This is a genomic window from Massilia sp. Masssp93, assembly GCF_059491295.1.
Genome location: NZ_CP168502.1, coordinates 6,966,664 through 6,982,786 on the forward strand (window position 1 = coordinate 6,966,664; position 16,123 = coordinate 6,982,786).

Below are 16,123 nucleotides of genomic sequence, written 5' to 3' on the forward strand. Positions count from 1 at the left end.
TAGAATGATCATTTCGACAAGCAAAGAGGAGACACCATGGGAGCTATGCGGACCACGGCCCTGGTCGCCGGATGCCTGCTGGCCTGCGTGGCCCAGGCGGCACCGGTGACGGACCCGGTGAAAGTGACGGGCGGACAGATCGTCGGCACCTCCGCCGACGGCGTGAAGGCATATCTCGGCGTCCCGTTCGCTGCGCCGCCGGTGGGCAAGCTGCGCTGGCGTGCGCCGCAGGCCGTCGCGCCGTGGCAGGGCGTGAAGCAGGCGCGCGAATTCGCGCCCGCCTGCGCCCAGACGGCGCCGTGGGTGCCGAATCGGAAAAGTGAAGACTGTCTCTATCTCAACGTCTGGACGCCCGCCAAGGCGCAGAAGCTGCCGGTCATTGTCTGGATCCATGGCGGCGGTTACTACGGCGGCACGGCCGCCATGCCGATGTTCGACGGCGGCACGCTGGCGCGGCGCGGCGTCGTCGTCGTCACGATCAATTACCGCCTCGGCATCTTCGGTTTCTTTGCCCACCCCGAGCTGACGGCGGAGTCGCCGGACAAGGCGTCGGGGAACCAGGGCATCGAAGACCAGATCGCGGCGCTGCGCTGGGTGAAGGAGAATATCGCGGCCTTCGGCGGCGACCCCGGACGCGTCACCATCATGGGCGAATCCGCGGGCGGCGAATCCGTCGCGCTCCTCATCGCGACGCCGCTGGCGAAAGGCTTGTTCCAGCGCGCGATCTCGCAAAGCGGCAACGACGCCATTCCCATCGACGCGAGCGAAAACGCGCTGTTCTACCGCCGGACGGCGGAAAACGAAGGCCTGGCGTTCGCCAAGGCCGTCGGTGCGGCGCACCTGGCGGACTTGCGCGCGCTGCCCGTCGACGCGCTGCAAAAGCCGGCGTGGGCGCCGCACCCGATCGTCGACGGCCACGTGCTGCGCGAAGACATGACGACGCTCTATCGCAACCACCGCCAGAACGACGTGCCGCTGCTCGCCGGCTGGAATGCGGAAGAGGGCAAGGATCTCGCGCCCGAAATCCTCGGCACCGACCAGTTCACGGCCGCGCATCACCGGGCGCTGGTGACGAAGCTGCTGGGCCATGCGCCGTCGGCGGCCGTGCTGGCGGCGTACCCGGGCGCGACGGACGCCCAGGCCAAGGCTTCCATCGACCGGCTCACGAACGACTGGTGGGGCTGGCGCACCGTGTACTGGGCCGGACTGCAGGCGCGGTACGGCCGGGCCAGGCCCTATGTCTATTATTTCGCGCACCGGCCGGCGGAACCCGTGACGCCATGCGGCTACGGTTGCGGGGCAGGACACGGCGCGGAGATCCAGTATGTCTTCGACCATCTCGGCCAGGACGCGCGGCCGTGGTCCGCCTACGACCGGCAACTGGCGACCCGGCTGGCCGATACCTGGGCCAGCTTCGCGCGCACGGGCAGTCCGAACGGCAAGGGATTGCCGGCCTGGCCGGCGTTCGACGGGACGCCCGCGTCGATCGTGCGCATCGGCGACAAGGCCGACCTGGATGCGCGCGGCAAGCTGCCCGACTTTTCGTTGTTTCCGCAGCCTGTGACGAACCAATGACGCTGCGCTCGCCGTCAGGCCGGGTTGTACGCAACATGTTGTATTTGCGCTGAACTACCGCCAGCTCGCACCAACGTTGCGACTGCGCAAGGAGGGGACTGCTAAGATGATTTTCGGCGGGGAGATCCTTCCGCCGGAAATCGTATAGCAAATCTGTCAGGTGAATCAATGATGTCGCTCGTGGAGCGCATGAAACGAACACTCGGCCCGTACGGGGTGCCGGCCATGGTGTTCACGATCGGTCTTGCGCTCTCCGCTTATGCCTGCGTGGATGCCTTGAAACGGACCAGGGCGGAACGACTCGGCGAATTGCATGAGAGCGCCAAGAGCTACGAATCCCTGTTGCGGCACCGGCTGGATCTGTATGTGAGCGCAAGCCGGTCGCTGGGGGCTTTATTCAGCGCTTCGTCCGATATCGAGCCCGAAGAATTCGACAACTTTCTGACAGCCAGTCACCTGTTCGAACAGCTGCCAGGCGTCAGTTCGTTCGGCTATCTGCCCAAAGTGCCCGCGGCACAGGTCCGGCGCTTCGAGGCCGAGGCGCGCCGGCGCTTTGCCGGCTACCGCATCGTGAACCGGCGCGACGGTGTCGATGAGTACTTTCCCTTGCTGTATGGCCGGCATCGCACGGAGCCGAAGCGTGTCGATCAGCTGCGCGGCTTCGACTTTTCGGCGATCCCCGACCGCTGGGCTGCGATGCAGGAGGCCCAGGCGCGCGACGAGCCCGTCGCCACCAGGCACCAGACGGCGCTGCGCGACCCGGGCAACCGTCCCATCGTGCAGATTTTCGTTCCGGTGAGGAAGCTCCAGCGGGCCGCGGGCAAGGCAACGGACCGGAGCGGCGATCTGAGCGGATTCGTTTTTTCGACGTTGTACCTGAACCGCCTGTTCCTCGACTTCGACGAGGGGCGTCTGGCCCGGCGCTTCGACCTCGAAGTATTCGAAGACCAGGTCTCACCCGACAATATCGTGTTCGACGCCGACGGCGAGCCCCACGCCCTGCAGACGAGGATGGCCGGTCTGCTGGCGCACCGGGCCGACGTGCAGTTCGCCAACCGTAAATGGCTGATTTATTTTTATGCGAAAGATGGGGAGCTGGCGCCCAAATCCGCGCACGCCGCGACGTTGGTGTTCGCTGTCGGACTTTTGCTGAGCCTGATTGCCAGCTATGCCGCGGCGATCTGGCCGCGCTATGTGTCGCGCAAGCGGGCGATACTCGACTTCAACGAACGTTTTCCGGGCTTCTTCGAAAATCATCCATTCGCCGTCTATGCATTGGACCGCCGGCGGCGTTTCATCCGGGTGAACCAGCAGATGGTCAAGGAGCTCGGGGTGAGCCGTGAAGCGTTGATCGGCATGATGGCCGCCAGGTTCATCGTGGATGAACAGCGCGACGCGGCCGCACAGCGATTCGAAGAGGTCCTGGCCGGGAACGCGGTCGCCTACACCAGCCGGATCATCGCCGCCGACGGACGCAGTTCGGACCTCTCGATCGTGATGATCCCGATGAGTGCCGGCGACACGGTCACCCACGTGCTGGGTTTTGCCGAAAATATCACCGACCGGAAAAGGGCCGAGGCCGCGCTTTACGAGTCCCGGCAAATGCTGCAGCTGATACTCGACAATATTCCGCAAAACGTATTCTGGAAAGACATCAACAGCGTGTACGAGGGCGGAAACCGGTCATTGCTGGCGGAGGCCGGCCTGCAAAGCATGGACGAGTTGATCGGCAAAACGGATGTGGACCTGCGGTGGAAGGACCAGGCCAGGCAGTTCCGGAAGGTGGACCTGGAAGTCATGACATCCGGCGTGGCACGCATGCGCATGCAGGCCACCGACGTACGCCGGGACGGCACGGCCTGCTGGATCGAAACCAGCAAGATCCCGTTGAAGGACGATCAGGGCAGGGTGGTGGGCGTGCTCGGCGTCACCGAGGACATCACGGCACGCAAGTACATGGAGGAGACGTTGTTCCGCCGGGCGAACTTCGATTCGCTGACCGGATTGCCGAACCGGGGCTATTTCCAGAGCCAGCTGGACGAAGCGGTCAGGCGCGCGCAGCGTCGCGCCGGCCTGGCGGTGATGTACTTCGATATCGACCGGTTCAAGCACATCAACGATACGTACGGGCACGACGCGGGCGATGCCGTCATCCGCATGTTCGCCCAGCGGATCCGCTCGGTGCTGCGCGATGCCGACTTCATGGCGCGGCTCGGCGGCGACGAATTCGTCCTGATTGCGGAAGGGTTGAACGACAGGCACGATGCCGTCGTCATCGCAAAAAAACTCATCGAGGCCATGGGACCGGCATTCGATATCGGATCGGAACACCTGCAAGTGAGCACCAGTATCGGCGTCGCGTATTTCGAGGCCGGCATGACCCCGGACCAGCTGGTCAAGGCGGCCGACCAGACGATGTACGATGCCAAGCGCGCCGGCAGGAACTGCTTCCGGCAAGCCGGACACGATGCCGCCGGGGGCAAGACCGGATGAGTACGGAGCGCGCTCGGCGATGAGCCGGCCGTGACGATCGCGCTGCCGGACAACCGAAACGCCAACCTGCATGGGTTGGCGTTTTTGTTTATTTAAATTGCTACTTGTTGGAAATGTGGTCATACTGCGTCAGTTGAATTGGTCTGGCCAAATTTCAACAAACCAGCGATTCCCATACCAAATTGTGAAAACCGGCCTGACCAAATATCGGGCCCTGGCGATGGGGTCGCTCTGCAGCTGTTCTTGGGCACATCAGAAATTTCACCAATTTTTCCGGAGAAGAAATGACGATTTCCAAAAAGCAGTTATGTCAGGCACTATGCATCGGCGTCGTGATGGCCGGCGCCAGCGCGAGCGTCAATGCGCAAATTTCCTCGCTCGGCGCGACCGGCTGGGCGGCCACCGGCACCAATAACCTGGGCGGCACCGGCACCACCGGCGGCAACGGCGCGGCGGCGGCCAAGATCTACACCGTCTCGACCCGCGCGGGCCTGATCCAGGCTTTGTACGGCAACACCGCGACCATCAAGTCCGATGGGTCGTTCAGCGGCACGCTCGACAACAGCAAGAAGATCATCTACATCTCGGGCACCATCAGCCTGAACCAGAACGCGGCCGGCACCGAGCTGACGGCCAATAATTACGTGACCTATGCCAACGCGGCCAGCAGCACGTGCGCCGGCTACGGCTACACCACCTTCGACAAGATCTGGAGCGACTACCTGGCCGCCTACAAGCCGCCGTACGCGAAGGTGCCGCCGTCGACCGACAAGGTCGAGGCGGCGCGCGCCTGCGCCAGCAACCAGATGAAGAAGAACGTCGTCCTGACCGTGCCGTCGAACACCTCGATCATCGGCAATGGCTCGACCGCCAAGATCATCCACGGCAACCTCAAGATCAGCGGTACGAGTTCGAGCGCACCGGTCGACAATGTCGTGATCCGCAACGTGGCGTTCGAAGATGCGTTCGACTTCTTCACGGCGTGGGACCCGACCGATTCCGGCGGGCGCTGGAATTCGAACTACGACAACGTGTCGATCCTGTACGCCACGCACGTCTGGATCGACCACTGCACGTTCTCCGACGGCGCGCGTACCGACGACCAGTTCCCGTCCGTGTGGGCCGCACCGTACGACGGCGACCTCTACCACGTCCAGCACCACGACGGCCTGCTCGACATGACCAAGTCGGCCAACCTGATCACCGTGTCGTACAACCACCTGCATGACCACGACAAGTCCATGCTGATGGGCGGCACCGATACGGCCAGCCTGACGGCGGAAAACCCGGGGGTGCTGAAGACCACCTTCCACCACAATTATTTCCAGAACCTCGTGCAGCGCAAACCGCGTGTGCGCTACGGCATGGTCCACCTTTACAACAACTATTTCACTGGCAGCAACAGCGTCACGTTGTATAACTGGCTGGTGGGGATCACTTCGGGCCAGGGCTCGAAACTGTACATCGAGAACAATGTCTTTAACATCAGCGGCGGCGCGACGGCCAGCGACACGATCGGCGCTTCGGTCTCGTCCGGCAGCACGCTGACCAAGTGCGCTGCCCTGTCGGGCATGAGCACGGCGCGCTGCTCGCCGTATATCTTCGATAGCGGCAACCTGCTCAACGGTGCGGCCGTGAACCTGGGCGCGACCGCCCACAGCGCCAGTTCGCTCGTGACGGTCACTGCCACGCCGTGGTCGTCGGCGAGCAATCCGGCGGCCACGCCGTCGGCGACGCCGGCCAGCTACTATAACTACTCGGTCGACGCGACCAGCAATCTCGCAACCGCGGTGCCGGCCGCCGCGGGCGTCGGCAAGCTGTAGGCCGCTCCGGCGACGGACAAGCAACGCCGACCGGCACGGGTCGGCGTTTTCGCTTGATCGGCCGTCCCGTCCCGCGGCGGCAGGCTGACGCAAGTGCGCAACAATCCATCAAATATTTATTGCATATAAGAATCAAATATTGATCCATGGTAACATCAGCGCTCTAGGAAATTTTCCAGGCGGTGGCCGCGTGGCTGCCATATTTTCGAAGGTGGACAGGAATGTCCGAAATCACAGGCACCGCGAATACGACCGCTACGCAACCCGGCACGCACCGTGTTCACGCAACCACGGGTGCGCCTGGCGTACACGTCCCCGACAGCACGATGGATCGCTCGCGCTCGCGCCTGCGCTTCCGTCAGCCCCTGAGCGCCCGGCCGGCCCTGCTCCTCGCTTGCCTGCTTCCGGCGTTGTGGCTGGTCACCGCGCTGTTCCTGGCGCAGGTGCGGGACCATACCCTGGAGGATGCCAACACGGACGTCGCCAACCTGGCGAAAGTGCTGGCGGAAGAGACGCAGTCCTCGGTGTTCGCCGTCGACCGCATGCTGGTCGACCTGCGCGAACGGTGGCAGGAGGAACCGCAGCACTTTGGCGACAAGGTCCGCCTGCGCCGCTCGCAACTGAACCAGATGACCGGCTTTCGGATCGCCGTCCTGGATATTGATGGGAAGTTGATCTTTTCCAGCCTTGCGCCCGGCGCAAAAAACATCGATTACAGCGACCGCGAATACTTCACTGCGCTGCGCGAACGCCAGGCGGACGCGCTGTTCATCAACGGTCCGGTCCGAGGGCGGCTCTCCGGTCGGGAGGCGATCCAGTTCGCCCGTCCCTTGCTCGATGCGAACGGTCGCTTCGCCGGCATCATCGTGTTATCGGTGTCGCCCGAGTATTTCGTTCGCTTTTCCCACGATATCATGCTCGGTCAGAAAGCGGTTGTCGTACTGGCGCACTCGGGTGGCCAGGTGCTGACGCGCTCGCCCATGCCTGCCGACGGCGCGGAATATTCCCTTAGCAATTTTCCATTTGTCAATCCAGCCGCGCCGCACGCCGGCGTGCTCCGGGCGGCGGCGCGGCTCGACGGCGTGGACCGCCTGTATGCCTGGCATACCGTCGAAAAATACGGATTGACCGTCCTGATCGGCCACTCGATCGAGGACGTGCTGGCGTCGTACGAACACGTGAAGGACGCGGCGGTTTTTTTCTGCGGCATTTTCTCGGTGCTCATGGTCTGGGTCGGCATCATCGTGCTCATGGGGATTCGCGACCGCGCCGCGGTGCGCAAGGCGCTGGAAGAGAGCGAGTTCCGCTGGAAGCAGGCCGTCGAGGGGGCCGGGCAGGACGTCTGGGACCTCGACTACCGCACCGGGACCGACTTTCTTTCCGCCCGCTGCAAGCGGATGCTCGGTTATGGCGAGCACGAGATCCGCACCCTGGCGGAATGGGACAGCCGTATCCATCCCGACGACAGGGCCCATGTGCTGGCGGCGCTGGACGCTTGCCGCACGGGCGCCTGCGCTGCCTACGCGGTCGAGTACCGGATGCGCGGCGGCGACGGCGAATGGCGCTGGATCGCCAACCGCGGCACCAACGTCAGCGTCGACGGACAGGGCAGGCCGTTGCGCATGATCGGCACGCTGGCCGACATTACCGAACGCAAGGAGATGGAAGCGGCCGTGCGCGACATCCAGGTTGCCGAGAGCCGGGCGCACAGCGACCTGCGCTTCCGCCAGCTTGCCGATGCGATGCCGCAGATCGTCTGGACGGCCGACCCGGACGGCAGCATCGATTATGCCAACCACGTCATCACGGCGTATTCGGGTTTCGCGGCGCTGTTCGGGCCGGGACAGGGCTGGACCTCCATCCTGCACCCGGACGACGTGGAACCCACGCTGGCCGCCTGGACGCAGGCCGTGGACGCCGGCGGGGTGCTGGAGGTGGAATACCGGCTGTTCCGGGCCGCCGACCGCAGCTACCGCTGGCACCAGGCACGGGCCCTGCCGATCCGGGACGGGAGCGGCGCGATCGTCAAATGGTATGGCACGGCGACCGACATCCACGACAGCAAGCTGGCTAACGACGAGATCCGGCGCCTCGCCCGCGGCCTGTCGAACATCCTCGAGAGCATCACCGATGCGTATTACTCGCTCGATGCCGAATGGCGCTTCACCTACGTCAACAAGGAAGCGGAGCGCCTGATCAAACGGCCGCCCGCCGATCTGATCGGCAAGGTCCTGTGGGCCGAGTATCCGGAAATCGCCGGCGGCATCGCCGAGAGCGAGTTCCGCATGGCCGCGGCGACCGGCGACCCGGCATCGTTCGAGATGTTTCACGCGCCATCGAACAGCTGGTTCGAGACGCGCGTGTTCCCCTCGGGCGACGGGGTCACGGTGTATTTTGCCGACATCACCGAGCGCCGCCGGCTGCGTTTGTACAAGGACGAGCAGCTGGCGATCCTGGAAAACATCGCGGCAGGTGCGCCGTTGGGGGAAGTCCTGGTGGCGGCGACCCACATCATCGCGGAACTCAATCCCCTGGGAGGCTGCGCCGTGATGCTGATGGACGAGGACGGCCGGCGTCTCGGCCATGCCATGGCCGTCGGCCTCCCGGCCGCGCTCGAAGCGGCGCTGGACGGCATCGAGGTCGGCCCGGATGCCTTGCCGTGCGGCCGCGCCGCGTTCGGGCGGCGTCCCGTGATCGCCGCCGACCTGGATGCCGAGCCATGGTGGGAACGGGTGGGCAAGCCGGCGGCGCCCGCGATCCGTGCCTGCTGGTCGTATCCGATCCAGGCCGGCAACGGGGAAGTATTTGGTACCATCGACGTGTACACCGCTGCGAACCCGCACCCTGCCCAGGTCGAGCTCGAGATCCTGGGCTCGTGTGCGCATACGATCAGCATCGCGATCGGGCGCGGGCGGGCCGAACAGAAGGCGCGCCAGAGCGAGGAGCGCGTGCGCCTGCTGCAGCGCGCGATCGAAGCGAGCGCCAATCCGATCGTCATCCGCAGCGCGACCGGGCCCGATTTTCCCGTCGACTACGTGAACCCGGCGTTCGAGCGGATCACCGGCTACGAGGCCGGCGAAGTCGTCGGCAGATCGCTGTTGTTCCTGTGCGGCGAGGATGTCGCCCAGGACGCGCTCGTCGAGCTCGACGATGCGCTGGCCCAGCAACGCGAAGGCCACGCCGCGCTGCGCGCCTATCGCCGCGACGGCAGCCTGGTGTGGCTGGATACGTATTGCTCGCCGGTCAGGGACGACAGCGGCGCCGTTACCCATTTCCTGCACGGCATGTACGACATCACGGCGGCCAGGCAATATCAGGAAGAGCTCGAATACCGCGCCGATTACGATGCCGTGACGGGCCTGGCCAGCCGCAAGCTGCTGGTCAGCCGCGTCGGGGCCGCGATTGTCCGCGCGGGTGCGCAGGCGCGCCAGACCTGGATCGCGTGCCTCAACTTCGACCGCTTCAAACTCGTCAACGAAACCCTGGGGCACCGCGGCGGCGACATGGTGTTGCAACTGCTGGCGCAGCGCGTGCAGGGCGTCCTCGGCGCCAGCGACACGGCGGCCCGGGTGGGCGGGAGCGAGATCATGTTGTCGTTCGCCGAGGGCAACGACGAGCATACGGTCGTGACCAAGGTGCGGCGCATCATGGACGCGGTCGCGGCCTCGATGCCGGTCAACGGCCACGACTTCTTCATGAGTTCGAGCGTCGGCATCGCCGCCTACCCGGCGGACGGCGACAACCCCGAGACGCTGATGAAGAACGCACATGTCGCGATGCGGCGGGCGCGGGAAGTGCGCAGCAATCACCTCGAGTTCTTCACCAGCGCGATGAACGACCGCGCGACCGACCGGCTGCGCCTCGAGGGCGACCTGCGCAACGCGCTGGAGCGCAATGAACTCGAGTTGCACTACCAGCCGCAGGTCGATGCGCGGACTTGCCGCATCATCGGGGTGGAGGCGCTGCTGCGCTGGCGGCATCCCGAGCTGGGGCTGGTGGCGCCGGATCGCTTCATCCGGATCGCCGAGGAGACCGGGCTGATCGTGCCGATCGGCGCCTGGGTGCTGCGTACCGCGTGCGCGCAGGCCGCGCGGTGGCAGGGGCTGGGCGGCGGCACGCTGCGCGTGGCCGTCAACCTCGCGGCGGGCCAGCTTTACCATGCCGACCTGGTGACCATGGTCGAGAGCACCTTGCGGGAAAGCGGCCTCGATGCCAAGTGCCTGGACATCGAGCTGACCGAAAGCCAGGTGATGGACGATGTCGAGCAGGCGCTGGACATCATGCAGCGCCTGAAGGCACTCGGCGTGAAGCTGTCGCTGGACGATTTCGGCACCGGCTATTCCAGCCTGGCGTACCTGAAGCGCTTCCCCATCGACGTGCTCAAGATCGACAAGTCGTTCATCCGCAATCTCGCCACCGATCCCGACGATGCCGTGATCGCGCGCTCGATCATCACGCTCGGCCAAAGCCTGCAATTGCAGGTCATCGCCGAAGGCGTGGAAACCGAGGAGCAGTTTGCCTACCTGCGACGCCATCGCTGCGACCAGATCCAGGGCTATTATTTCAGCCGGCCGCTTCCCGCCGGCGAGTTCCAGCACCTGCTGGCGGCACCCCGGGGCGAGCATGCGCCGGCGCCCGGCGATGCCGGGCAGTCGACCCTCCTGATCATCGATGACGAGGAGCAGGTGTCGTCGTCGCTGTCGCGCCTGTTGCGCCGCGACGGTTATCGCATCCTGCGCGGCAAGTCGGGCGCCGAGGGACTGGCGCTGCTGGCCGCGCACGACGTCCAGGTGGTGCTGTCCGACGAACGCATGCCGGGCATGAGCGGCACCGAGTTCCTGTCCCGGGTGAAGGTCATGTACCCGAACACGATCCGGATCATGTTGTCGGGCTATACGGCGGTCGATTCGATCATCGAAGCGACCAACAGCGGCGCGGTATTCCGCTTCCACGTCAAGCCCTGGGACGACGACGTCTTGCGCAACAGTATCGCGGAAGCGTTCCGTTACCACTGGGTGATGCATGGCAACGGCGCTGCACAGACGCCGATGGAGGCGATCGGATAAGCCAGGGCGGGGCGCCCGACCCGCGCTACCTGCCGCCCCGGCAACCGGCGCGAATCTCCGAGGGCCCGAGTCCCACCAGCCGGCGCATCCAGCGCGCCATGTGGCTCGGGTGCGCGAAGCCGGCTTCCAGCGCGATCTCCGTGATGCTTTGCCGTCCCTCGAGCAGGCGCAGGCGCGCGCGCTCGATGCGCCGCTCGAGCACGAACCGGTGGACCGGCGTGCCGGTCGCCTGCTTGAACAGGGCCTTGAAATGCGACGGGCTGAATTCGGCGACGGCGGCCAGTTCGGCGAGGGTGAGGTCCTGGTCCAGGTGGGCATCCACGTACTCGATGACGCGGCGCAGGCGCCACGCCGGCAGCGCCCGTGCCGGCGGCGCGGCCCGCGCGGGGGCCTGCAGGGCGATCAGGCGCACGGCAAGTGCCGAGGCCAGGCTGTCGGCGAATATCCGGCCGCCCGGACAGGCGGCATGGTCCTCGGCCTGCATCATCCAGCCGATGCGTTCGATCTGCGGGTCGCGGATGTGGATGGCCGGCGCGAGGTCGAAGGTGCGCGAACCCAGTCCCATGTCTTCCGCCGTCGCGCGCACGTGCGCGGGGGCCAGCCGCAGCAGCAGCGAGGTGGCCGGCTGCGACATGGTCCAGCGCGTGCTCGACCCGCCCGGCACGACGCAGAACTGGCCATGCAAGCGCACGCCCTGGCGCTCCGCCTTGCCGGCGCGGTAGGACACGGGCACCGGCGCACCCAGGTGGAGGCACAGTACATGGCGCGCATCCACGGGCGAATCGAACCGCCCCGGCGGCACCGGTGACGTCAGCACGTCGAGGAGCGGCAGCGGGCCGCCGGCAGGGCTGGGATAGCAGGAAGGTCGGTCGATCATCGCATCCTCCGGGTACGCATCGCATTAATTTACAGGAAATCATCCGCCTGTGTCCGGGACCGGCCGATGATGCTCGCCGGGCCGCGACGGCGCCGCTAGCATCCTCGCATGCACCAACCCAACCAAGGAGAGGCTAGATGAAACGCAGGAATTTCTTGCAATTGACAGGCGCCGCCGCCGTCGCGACCTACGGCTTGAGCGCGGCGGCACGGCCGCCGGCGCCGACTGGCGTGAACGCCTATCGCCAGGCGCGGCGCTTCGCCGACCTGCCGTGCGGCCGCATCGCCTATGTCGAGCGCGGCACGGGCGGCGCGGCGCTGTTCCTGCACGGCGCCCCGCTGAACGGCTTTCAATGGCGCGGCGCGCTCGACCGCCTGGCGCCTTACCGGCGCTGTATCGCCCCGGATTTCATGGGCCTCGGCTACTCGGAGATCCCGGAACGCCAGTCGGTGGCGCCCGCTGCGCAGGTGGCGATGCTGGCGTCCCTGCTGGACGCGCTGCACGTCGGCCAGGTCGACATCGTCGCGTCCGACAGCGGCGGGGCCGTCGCGCAGATGTTCCTCGTCCGGTATCCGGCGCGCGTGCGCACGATGCTCCTGACCGACTGCGATACCGAACCCGACAGCCCGCCGCCGATGATCAAGCCGGTACTCGACATGGCGAACGCCGGCACGCTGGCCGACGACACCGCCAAATGGCTGACCGACAAGAACCTCGCACGCGCGACCTTCGGCGCGGCCGTGTACCACGATCCCGCCATTCTCACGGACGACGTCATCGAGTACTACGTCACGCCGATGGTGAGCACGCCGTTGCGGCGCAGGCAATACCACGAATTCCACAAGGCGCTGGCGCCGAACCCGCTGGCGGGGATCGAGGCGGCGCTCAAGCGGAGCACGGTGCCGGTGCGGATGGTGTGGGGTTCCGCGGACACGATCTTTCCCATGGCCGATGCGGCGTATCTGGACCGGACGTTTGCGCGGTCGCTGGGGGTACGCCAGGTGCCCGAGGGGAAGCTGTTTTTTCAGGAGGAGTTTCCTGATGTGATAGCCGACGAGGCGCGACGGTTGTGGCGCGTCGGTTGAGCCGCGGTCCAAAAACGACAACGCCGACCTGCATGGGCCGGCGTTGTTGCACGCGCCATCGGAATGAACGGGAAGGTCGCCGGTGCGAACCGCACCTCGAGTTTGGGCGAGGTCGAGCCGCCGAGCGGCCGCGCGGCATCTGCACCTTGCGCCTGTGCTGGCCTGCTGCCTATCCTGTCGCAGGTCTCGTGCACCTCAGCAACGAGGGCACGATTCCATCTCAGTCGAATGGCGTCGTCAGTTCTTTCTCGTTCGTGTCCACGACGAACACCGCGAGCAGCTTGGCCGGCGCCGTCTTGCTGGCATTGGCACTGACGCCGTGCCGGTCGCCAGGCATCTCGGAGAAATTCTGCCCTGCTTTGTAGATGGTCTCGGGGCCGTCGTTGACCCGACTGCGGATCGCCCCCTCCAGCACCGTTGCGTAGATGAAGGCAGATTTGGCATGGATATGCCCGGGCGAAAAGCCGCCCGGACCGTATTCGACCAGCACGCCCTTGAGGCTCTTGCCCGGAACATCAGGCAGTTCGTGTTGGTAGACCAGCGTTACCTTGGCGTTCTTCGCCTTCGGCGCTTCGGCATGGACACCGGCAAATGGCAGACTGGCGACCAGCAGGGAAAGAATGATGCGTTTCATGACGTTCTCACTTGGTTTGCGGACCTGGCGTTGCGCAGCCATTCGTCGAGACCGATGCGGCCGAGGCGCGCTTCGCCCAGAGGCACCAGCGAGTGTTCGCCGACCTTGCCGCCGAAGTAGCGGGCCTCGGGATCGCTGACGACCTGGCGCGGGTCGCCGATCGCCTTGAGGTAGCGGGCGATGAATTCGTTGAGCGGTGCGCGTTCCGGGCCGGCGATCTCGACAATGCCCATGCGCGGCGCCGCCAGCGCGACTTCGGCAACGTTCGCCGCGACGTCGTCCGATGCGATGGGCTGGAACTGGCCGGGCGCCAGCTTGACGACGTTGCCGACCATGCCTGAATCGGCGATGCCGCCGAGGAATTCCATGAACTGGGTCGCGCGGACGATGGTGTAAGGAATGCCGGAAGCCACGATCGCTTGTTCTTGTGCGACCTTGGCGCGGAAATAGCCGTTGTCAGGCATCCGGTCGGTCCCGGCGATGGAGAGCGCAACGTGGTGGCGAACGCCGGCTGCGGCTTCCGCCGCAAGGAGATTGCGGCTGGACGTCTGGAAAAATTCCAGTACGGCCTGGTCTTCCCATGAGGGCGAATTCGCGAGGTCGATCACGACTTGCGCGCCGGCCATGGCCTGCTGCAGGCCCTCGCCGGTGACACTGTTGATACCGCTTTTAGGCGAAGCCGCGACGACCTCGTGGCCGCCCTGACGAAGAATGGTGACGGTTTTCGAGCCGATCAGCCCGGTACCGCCAATGACGACGATTTTCATGATTTACCCTTCACGTTAAAGACGCACTTGCGGTCTTCCTGGCTATAAGTCGTTGTAGGCAGGCGATTTGTGACAGTCAATCAGATATTTTTGTGCGGCCGGCCTGAAGGCCGCAGGTCGCTTCGTTTAGCGGCGCGACCTGCGCGCGCAGGTCGAGGATGGGATCCCGTCAGTTGCACTGGGAGTCGAACCGAAACCGGTCGTCAGGACAGGGCGTGCCGCGATGGGGGAGGCGGGAAGGATCGGCAATGGACCGGACGCGGAGACGTTCTGCTTTCGGAAACAAAAACGCCGACCTGCATGGGTCGGCGTTTCGTTTGCTGCTGAATTCTTTGGTGGCCCGGGGCGGAATCGAACCACCGACACAAGGATTTTCAATCCTCTGCTCTACCAACTGAGCTACCAGGCCAAAGGAGGCACGATTATAGCGACGGGTTTGCGAAGTCGCAAGTCCTGTCGAGCAAATTTCCTGCGGCGGGAGGGCGAAATGTCCGTCCTGTTCGCCGGAAGCAGCCCACGGTGAAGCGTCTATAATGTGTGTCATGAGCACACAAACCACTTCCTCCGCACATCATCGCAACGTCGCCCGCCGCAGCGACGTCTGCATCGTCGGCAATGGCGCGATCGCCAAGACGGCGGCGCTCGGCCTGTCGCAGGCCGGGCACAGCGTCACGCTGCTCGTGCCGCCCGCGCGCCCGGATGCGCAGGCGGCGTCCGGCGGCGAGAAGCCGTGGGACGTGCGCGTGTACGCGCTCAACCACACGGCGCATACGCTGTTGTCGTCGCTCAAGGTGTGGGGCGCGCTCGACATGGCGCGCGTGGCGCCCGTCGACGCGATGGACGTGCAGGGCGACGGGGAGCAGGGCGGCCATCTCGGCTTCGATGCGTTCGGCGCGCATGCGGGGGCGCTCGCGTGGATCGTCGAGGACAGCAACCTGAACCAGGCGCTCGACGCCGCGTTGCGCTTCGCCCAGAACGTCGAGACCGTCAGCGGACGCGCCTGCCGGATCGTGAGCAGCGCGGACGACGTCGAGGTCGAGCTGGAAGATGGCACGGTGCTCGCGGCCCAACTGCTGGTCGGCGCCGACGGCCGCGATTCCTGGGTGCGCGGACAGTGCGACATCGGCATCGATTACCGCTCGTACCACCAGCGCGCCATCGTGGCGAATTTCTCGTGCGAAAAGCCGCATCACAACGTCGCCTATCAATGGTTCACCTGCAAGGATGGCGTGATCGCGCTGCTGCCGCTGCCGGGCAACCAGGTGTCGCTGGTATGGTCGGCGCCGGACACGCTGGCGGACACGATCATGGGCGAATCGCTGGGCGAGCTGGCGATCCGCCTGGGCGAGTATGCGGACAGCAAACTGGGCCTGCTGAAACCGCTGCAGCCGGAAGCCGTCAAGGCGATCCCGCTGGCGCTCGTGCGCCCGCATGCGGTCACGGCGCCGCGCGTGGCGCTCGTCGGCGACGCCGCCCACGCCGTGCATCCGCTGGCCGGACACGGCATGAACCTGGGCTTCGGCGACATCATTGCCCTGCTCGACACGGTCGCCGCGCGCGATGCGCATCAAGGGATCGGCGACGAGCGCGTGCTGGCGCGCTACGCCAGGGCGCGCAAGGAAGATGTGTTGCTGATGCAACTCGCCACGGATGGCCTCGAGCGTCTGTTCGGCGCAAATCTGGAGCCGGTGCGCGTGGTTCGCAATTTGGGATTAAACTTGCTGGATAAGTTGCCCTTGGTCAAGCGACGGCTGATCGCCCATGCAATGGGCAGGTAACGTGCCAAATCTTTAAGGAATTATC

The 16,123-nt window shown here is 65.4% G+C and carries 9 protein-coding genes and 1 tRNA gene; 6 read left to right on the top strand and 4 right to left on the bottom strand.

All coding sequences use genetic code 11. The features are described from left to right. Positions 1-36: 36 nt before the first annotated feature. From ACEN9Q_RS29250 to ACEN9Q_RS29265, 4 genes are all read left to right on the top strand, one after another. Positions 37-1,575 carry a carboxylesterase/lipase family protein gene (locus ACEN9Q_RS29250; protein WP_495626924.1) on the top strand — a complete coding sequence of 513 codons (1,539 nt, stop codon included), beginning with the start codon at positions 37-39 and terminating at the stop codon, positions 1,573-1,575. A 168-nt stretch (positions 1,576-1,743) separates the two neighbouring features. Further along, the gene (locus ACEN9Q_RS29255) at positions 1,744-4,068 is read left to right on the top strand and encodes a sensor domain-containing diguanylate cyclase (protein WP_495626925.1); all 2,325 of its coding nucleotides are present in this window, start codon (positions 1,744-1,746) and stop codon (positions 4,066-4,068) included. 284 nt (positions 4,069-4,352) lie between these two features. Continuing rightward, positions 4,353-5,891, top strand: coding sequence for a pectate lyase family protein (locus tag ACEN9Q_RS29260; protein WP_495626926.1), 1,539 nt, complete (start codon positions 4,353-4,355; stop codon positions 5,889-5,891). A gap of 326 nt (positions 5,892-6,217) precedes the next feature. Continuing rightward, positions 6,218-10,957: an EAL domain-containing protein gene (locus ACEN9Q_RS29265; protein ID WP_495626927.1), complete on the top strand. Its 4,740-nt coding sequence runs from the start codon at positions 6,218-6,220 to the stop codon at positions 10,955-10,957. Between the two features lie 25 nt (positions 10,958-10,982). On the opposite strand, the gene ACEN9Q_RS29270 is transcribed toward ACEN9Q_RS29265, so the two are convergent. Further along, the gene (locus ACEN9Q_RS29270) at positions 10,983-11,834 is read right to left on the bottom strand and encodes a helix-turn-helix domain-containing protein (RefSeq protein WP_495626928.1); all 852 of its coding nucleotides are present in this window, start codon (positions 11,832-11,834) and stop codon (positions 10,983-10,985) included. A gap of 137 nt (positions 11,835-11,971) precedes the next feature. Between ACEN9Q_RS29270 and ACEN9Q_RS29275 the strand changes: the two genes are divergently transcribed. Further along, on the top strand, positions 11,972-12,919 hold the full coding sequence (locus ACEN9Q_RS29275; RefSeq protein ID WP_495626929.1) for an alpha/beta fold hydrolase: 948 nt from the start codon (positions 11,972-11,974) through the stop codon (positions 12,917-12,919). Between the two features lie 220 nt (positions 12,920-13,139). Here the strand turns inward: ACEN9Q_RS29275 and ACEN9Q_RS29280 are convergent, their stop codons facing one another. The 3 genes from ACEN9Q_RS29280 to ACEN9Q_RS29290 all read right to left on the bottom strand — a co-directional run bounded on the left by ACEN9Q_RS29280 (position 13,140) and on the right by ACEN9Q_RS29290 (position 14,729). After that, positions 13,140-13,553, bottom strand: a complete 414-nt coding sequence (locus tag ACEN9Q_RS29280; protein WP_495626930.1) for a cupin domain-containing protein — start codon at positions 13,551-13,553, stop codon at positions 13,140-13,142. Further along, complete coding sequence (locus ACEN9Q_RS29285; RefSeq protein ID WP_495626931.1) at positions 13,550-14,320, bottom strand: SDR family oxidoreductase; 771 nt, start codon at positions 14,318-14,320, stop codon at positions 13,550-13,552. Before ACEN9Q_RS29285 ends, ACEN9Q_RS29280 begins: the two co-directional genes overlap by 4 nt. Before the next feature lie 333 nt (positions 14,321-14,653). Then, positions 14,654-14,729, bottom strand: a tRNA-Phe gene (locus ACEN9Q_RS29290). Positions 14,730-14,862: 133 nt separating this feature from the next. On the opposite strand from ACEN9Q_RS29290, the gene ACEN9Q_RS29295 reads away from it, so the two are divergent. Then, entirely contained in the window at positions 14,863-16,098 is a 1,236-nt protein-coding gene (locus tag ACEN9Q_RS29295) for an FAD-dependent monooxygenase (protein ID WP_495626932.1), read from the top strand. Positions 16,099-16,123 lie beyond the last annotated feature (25 nt).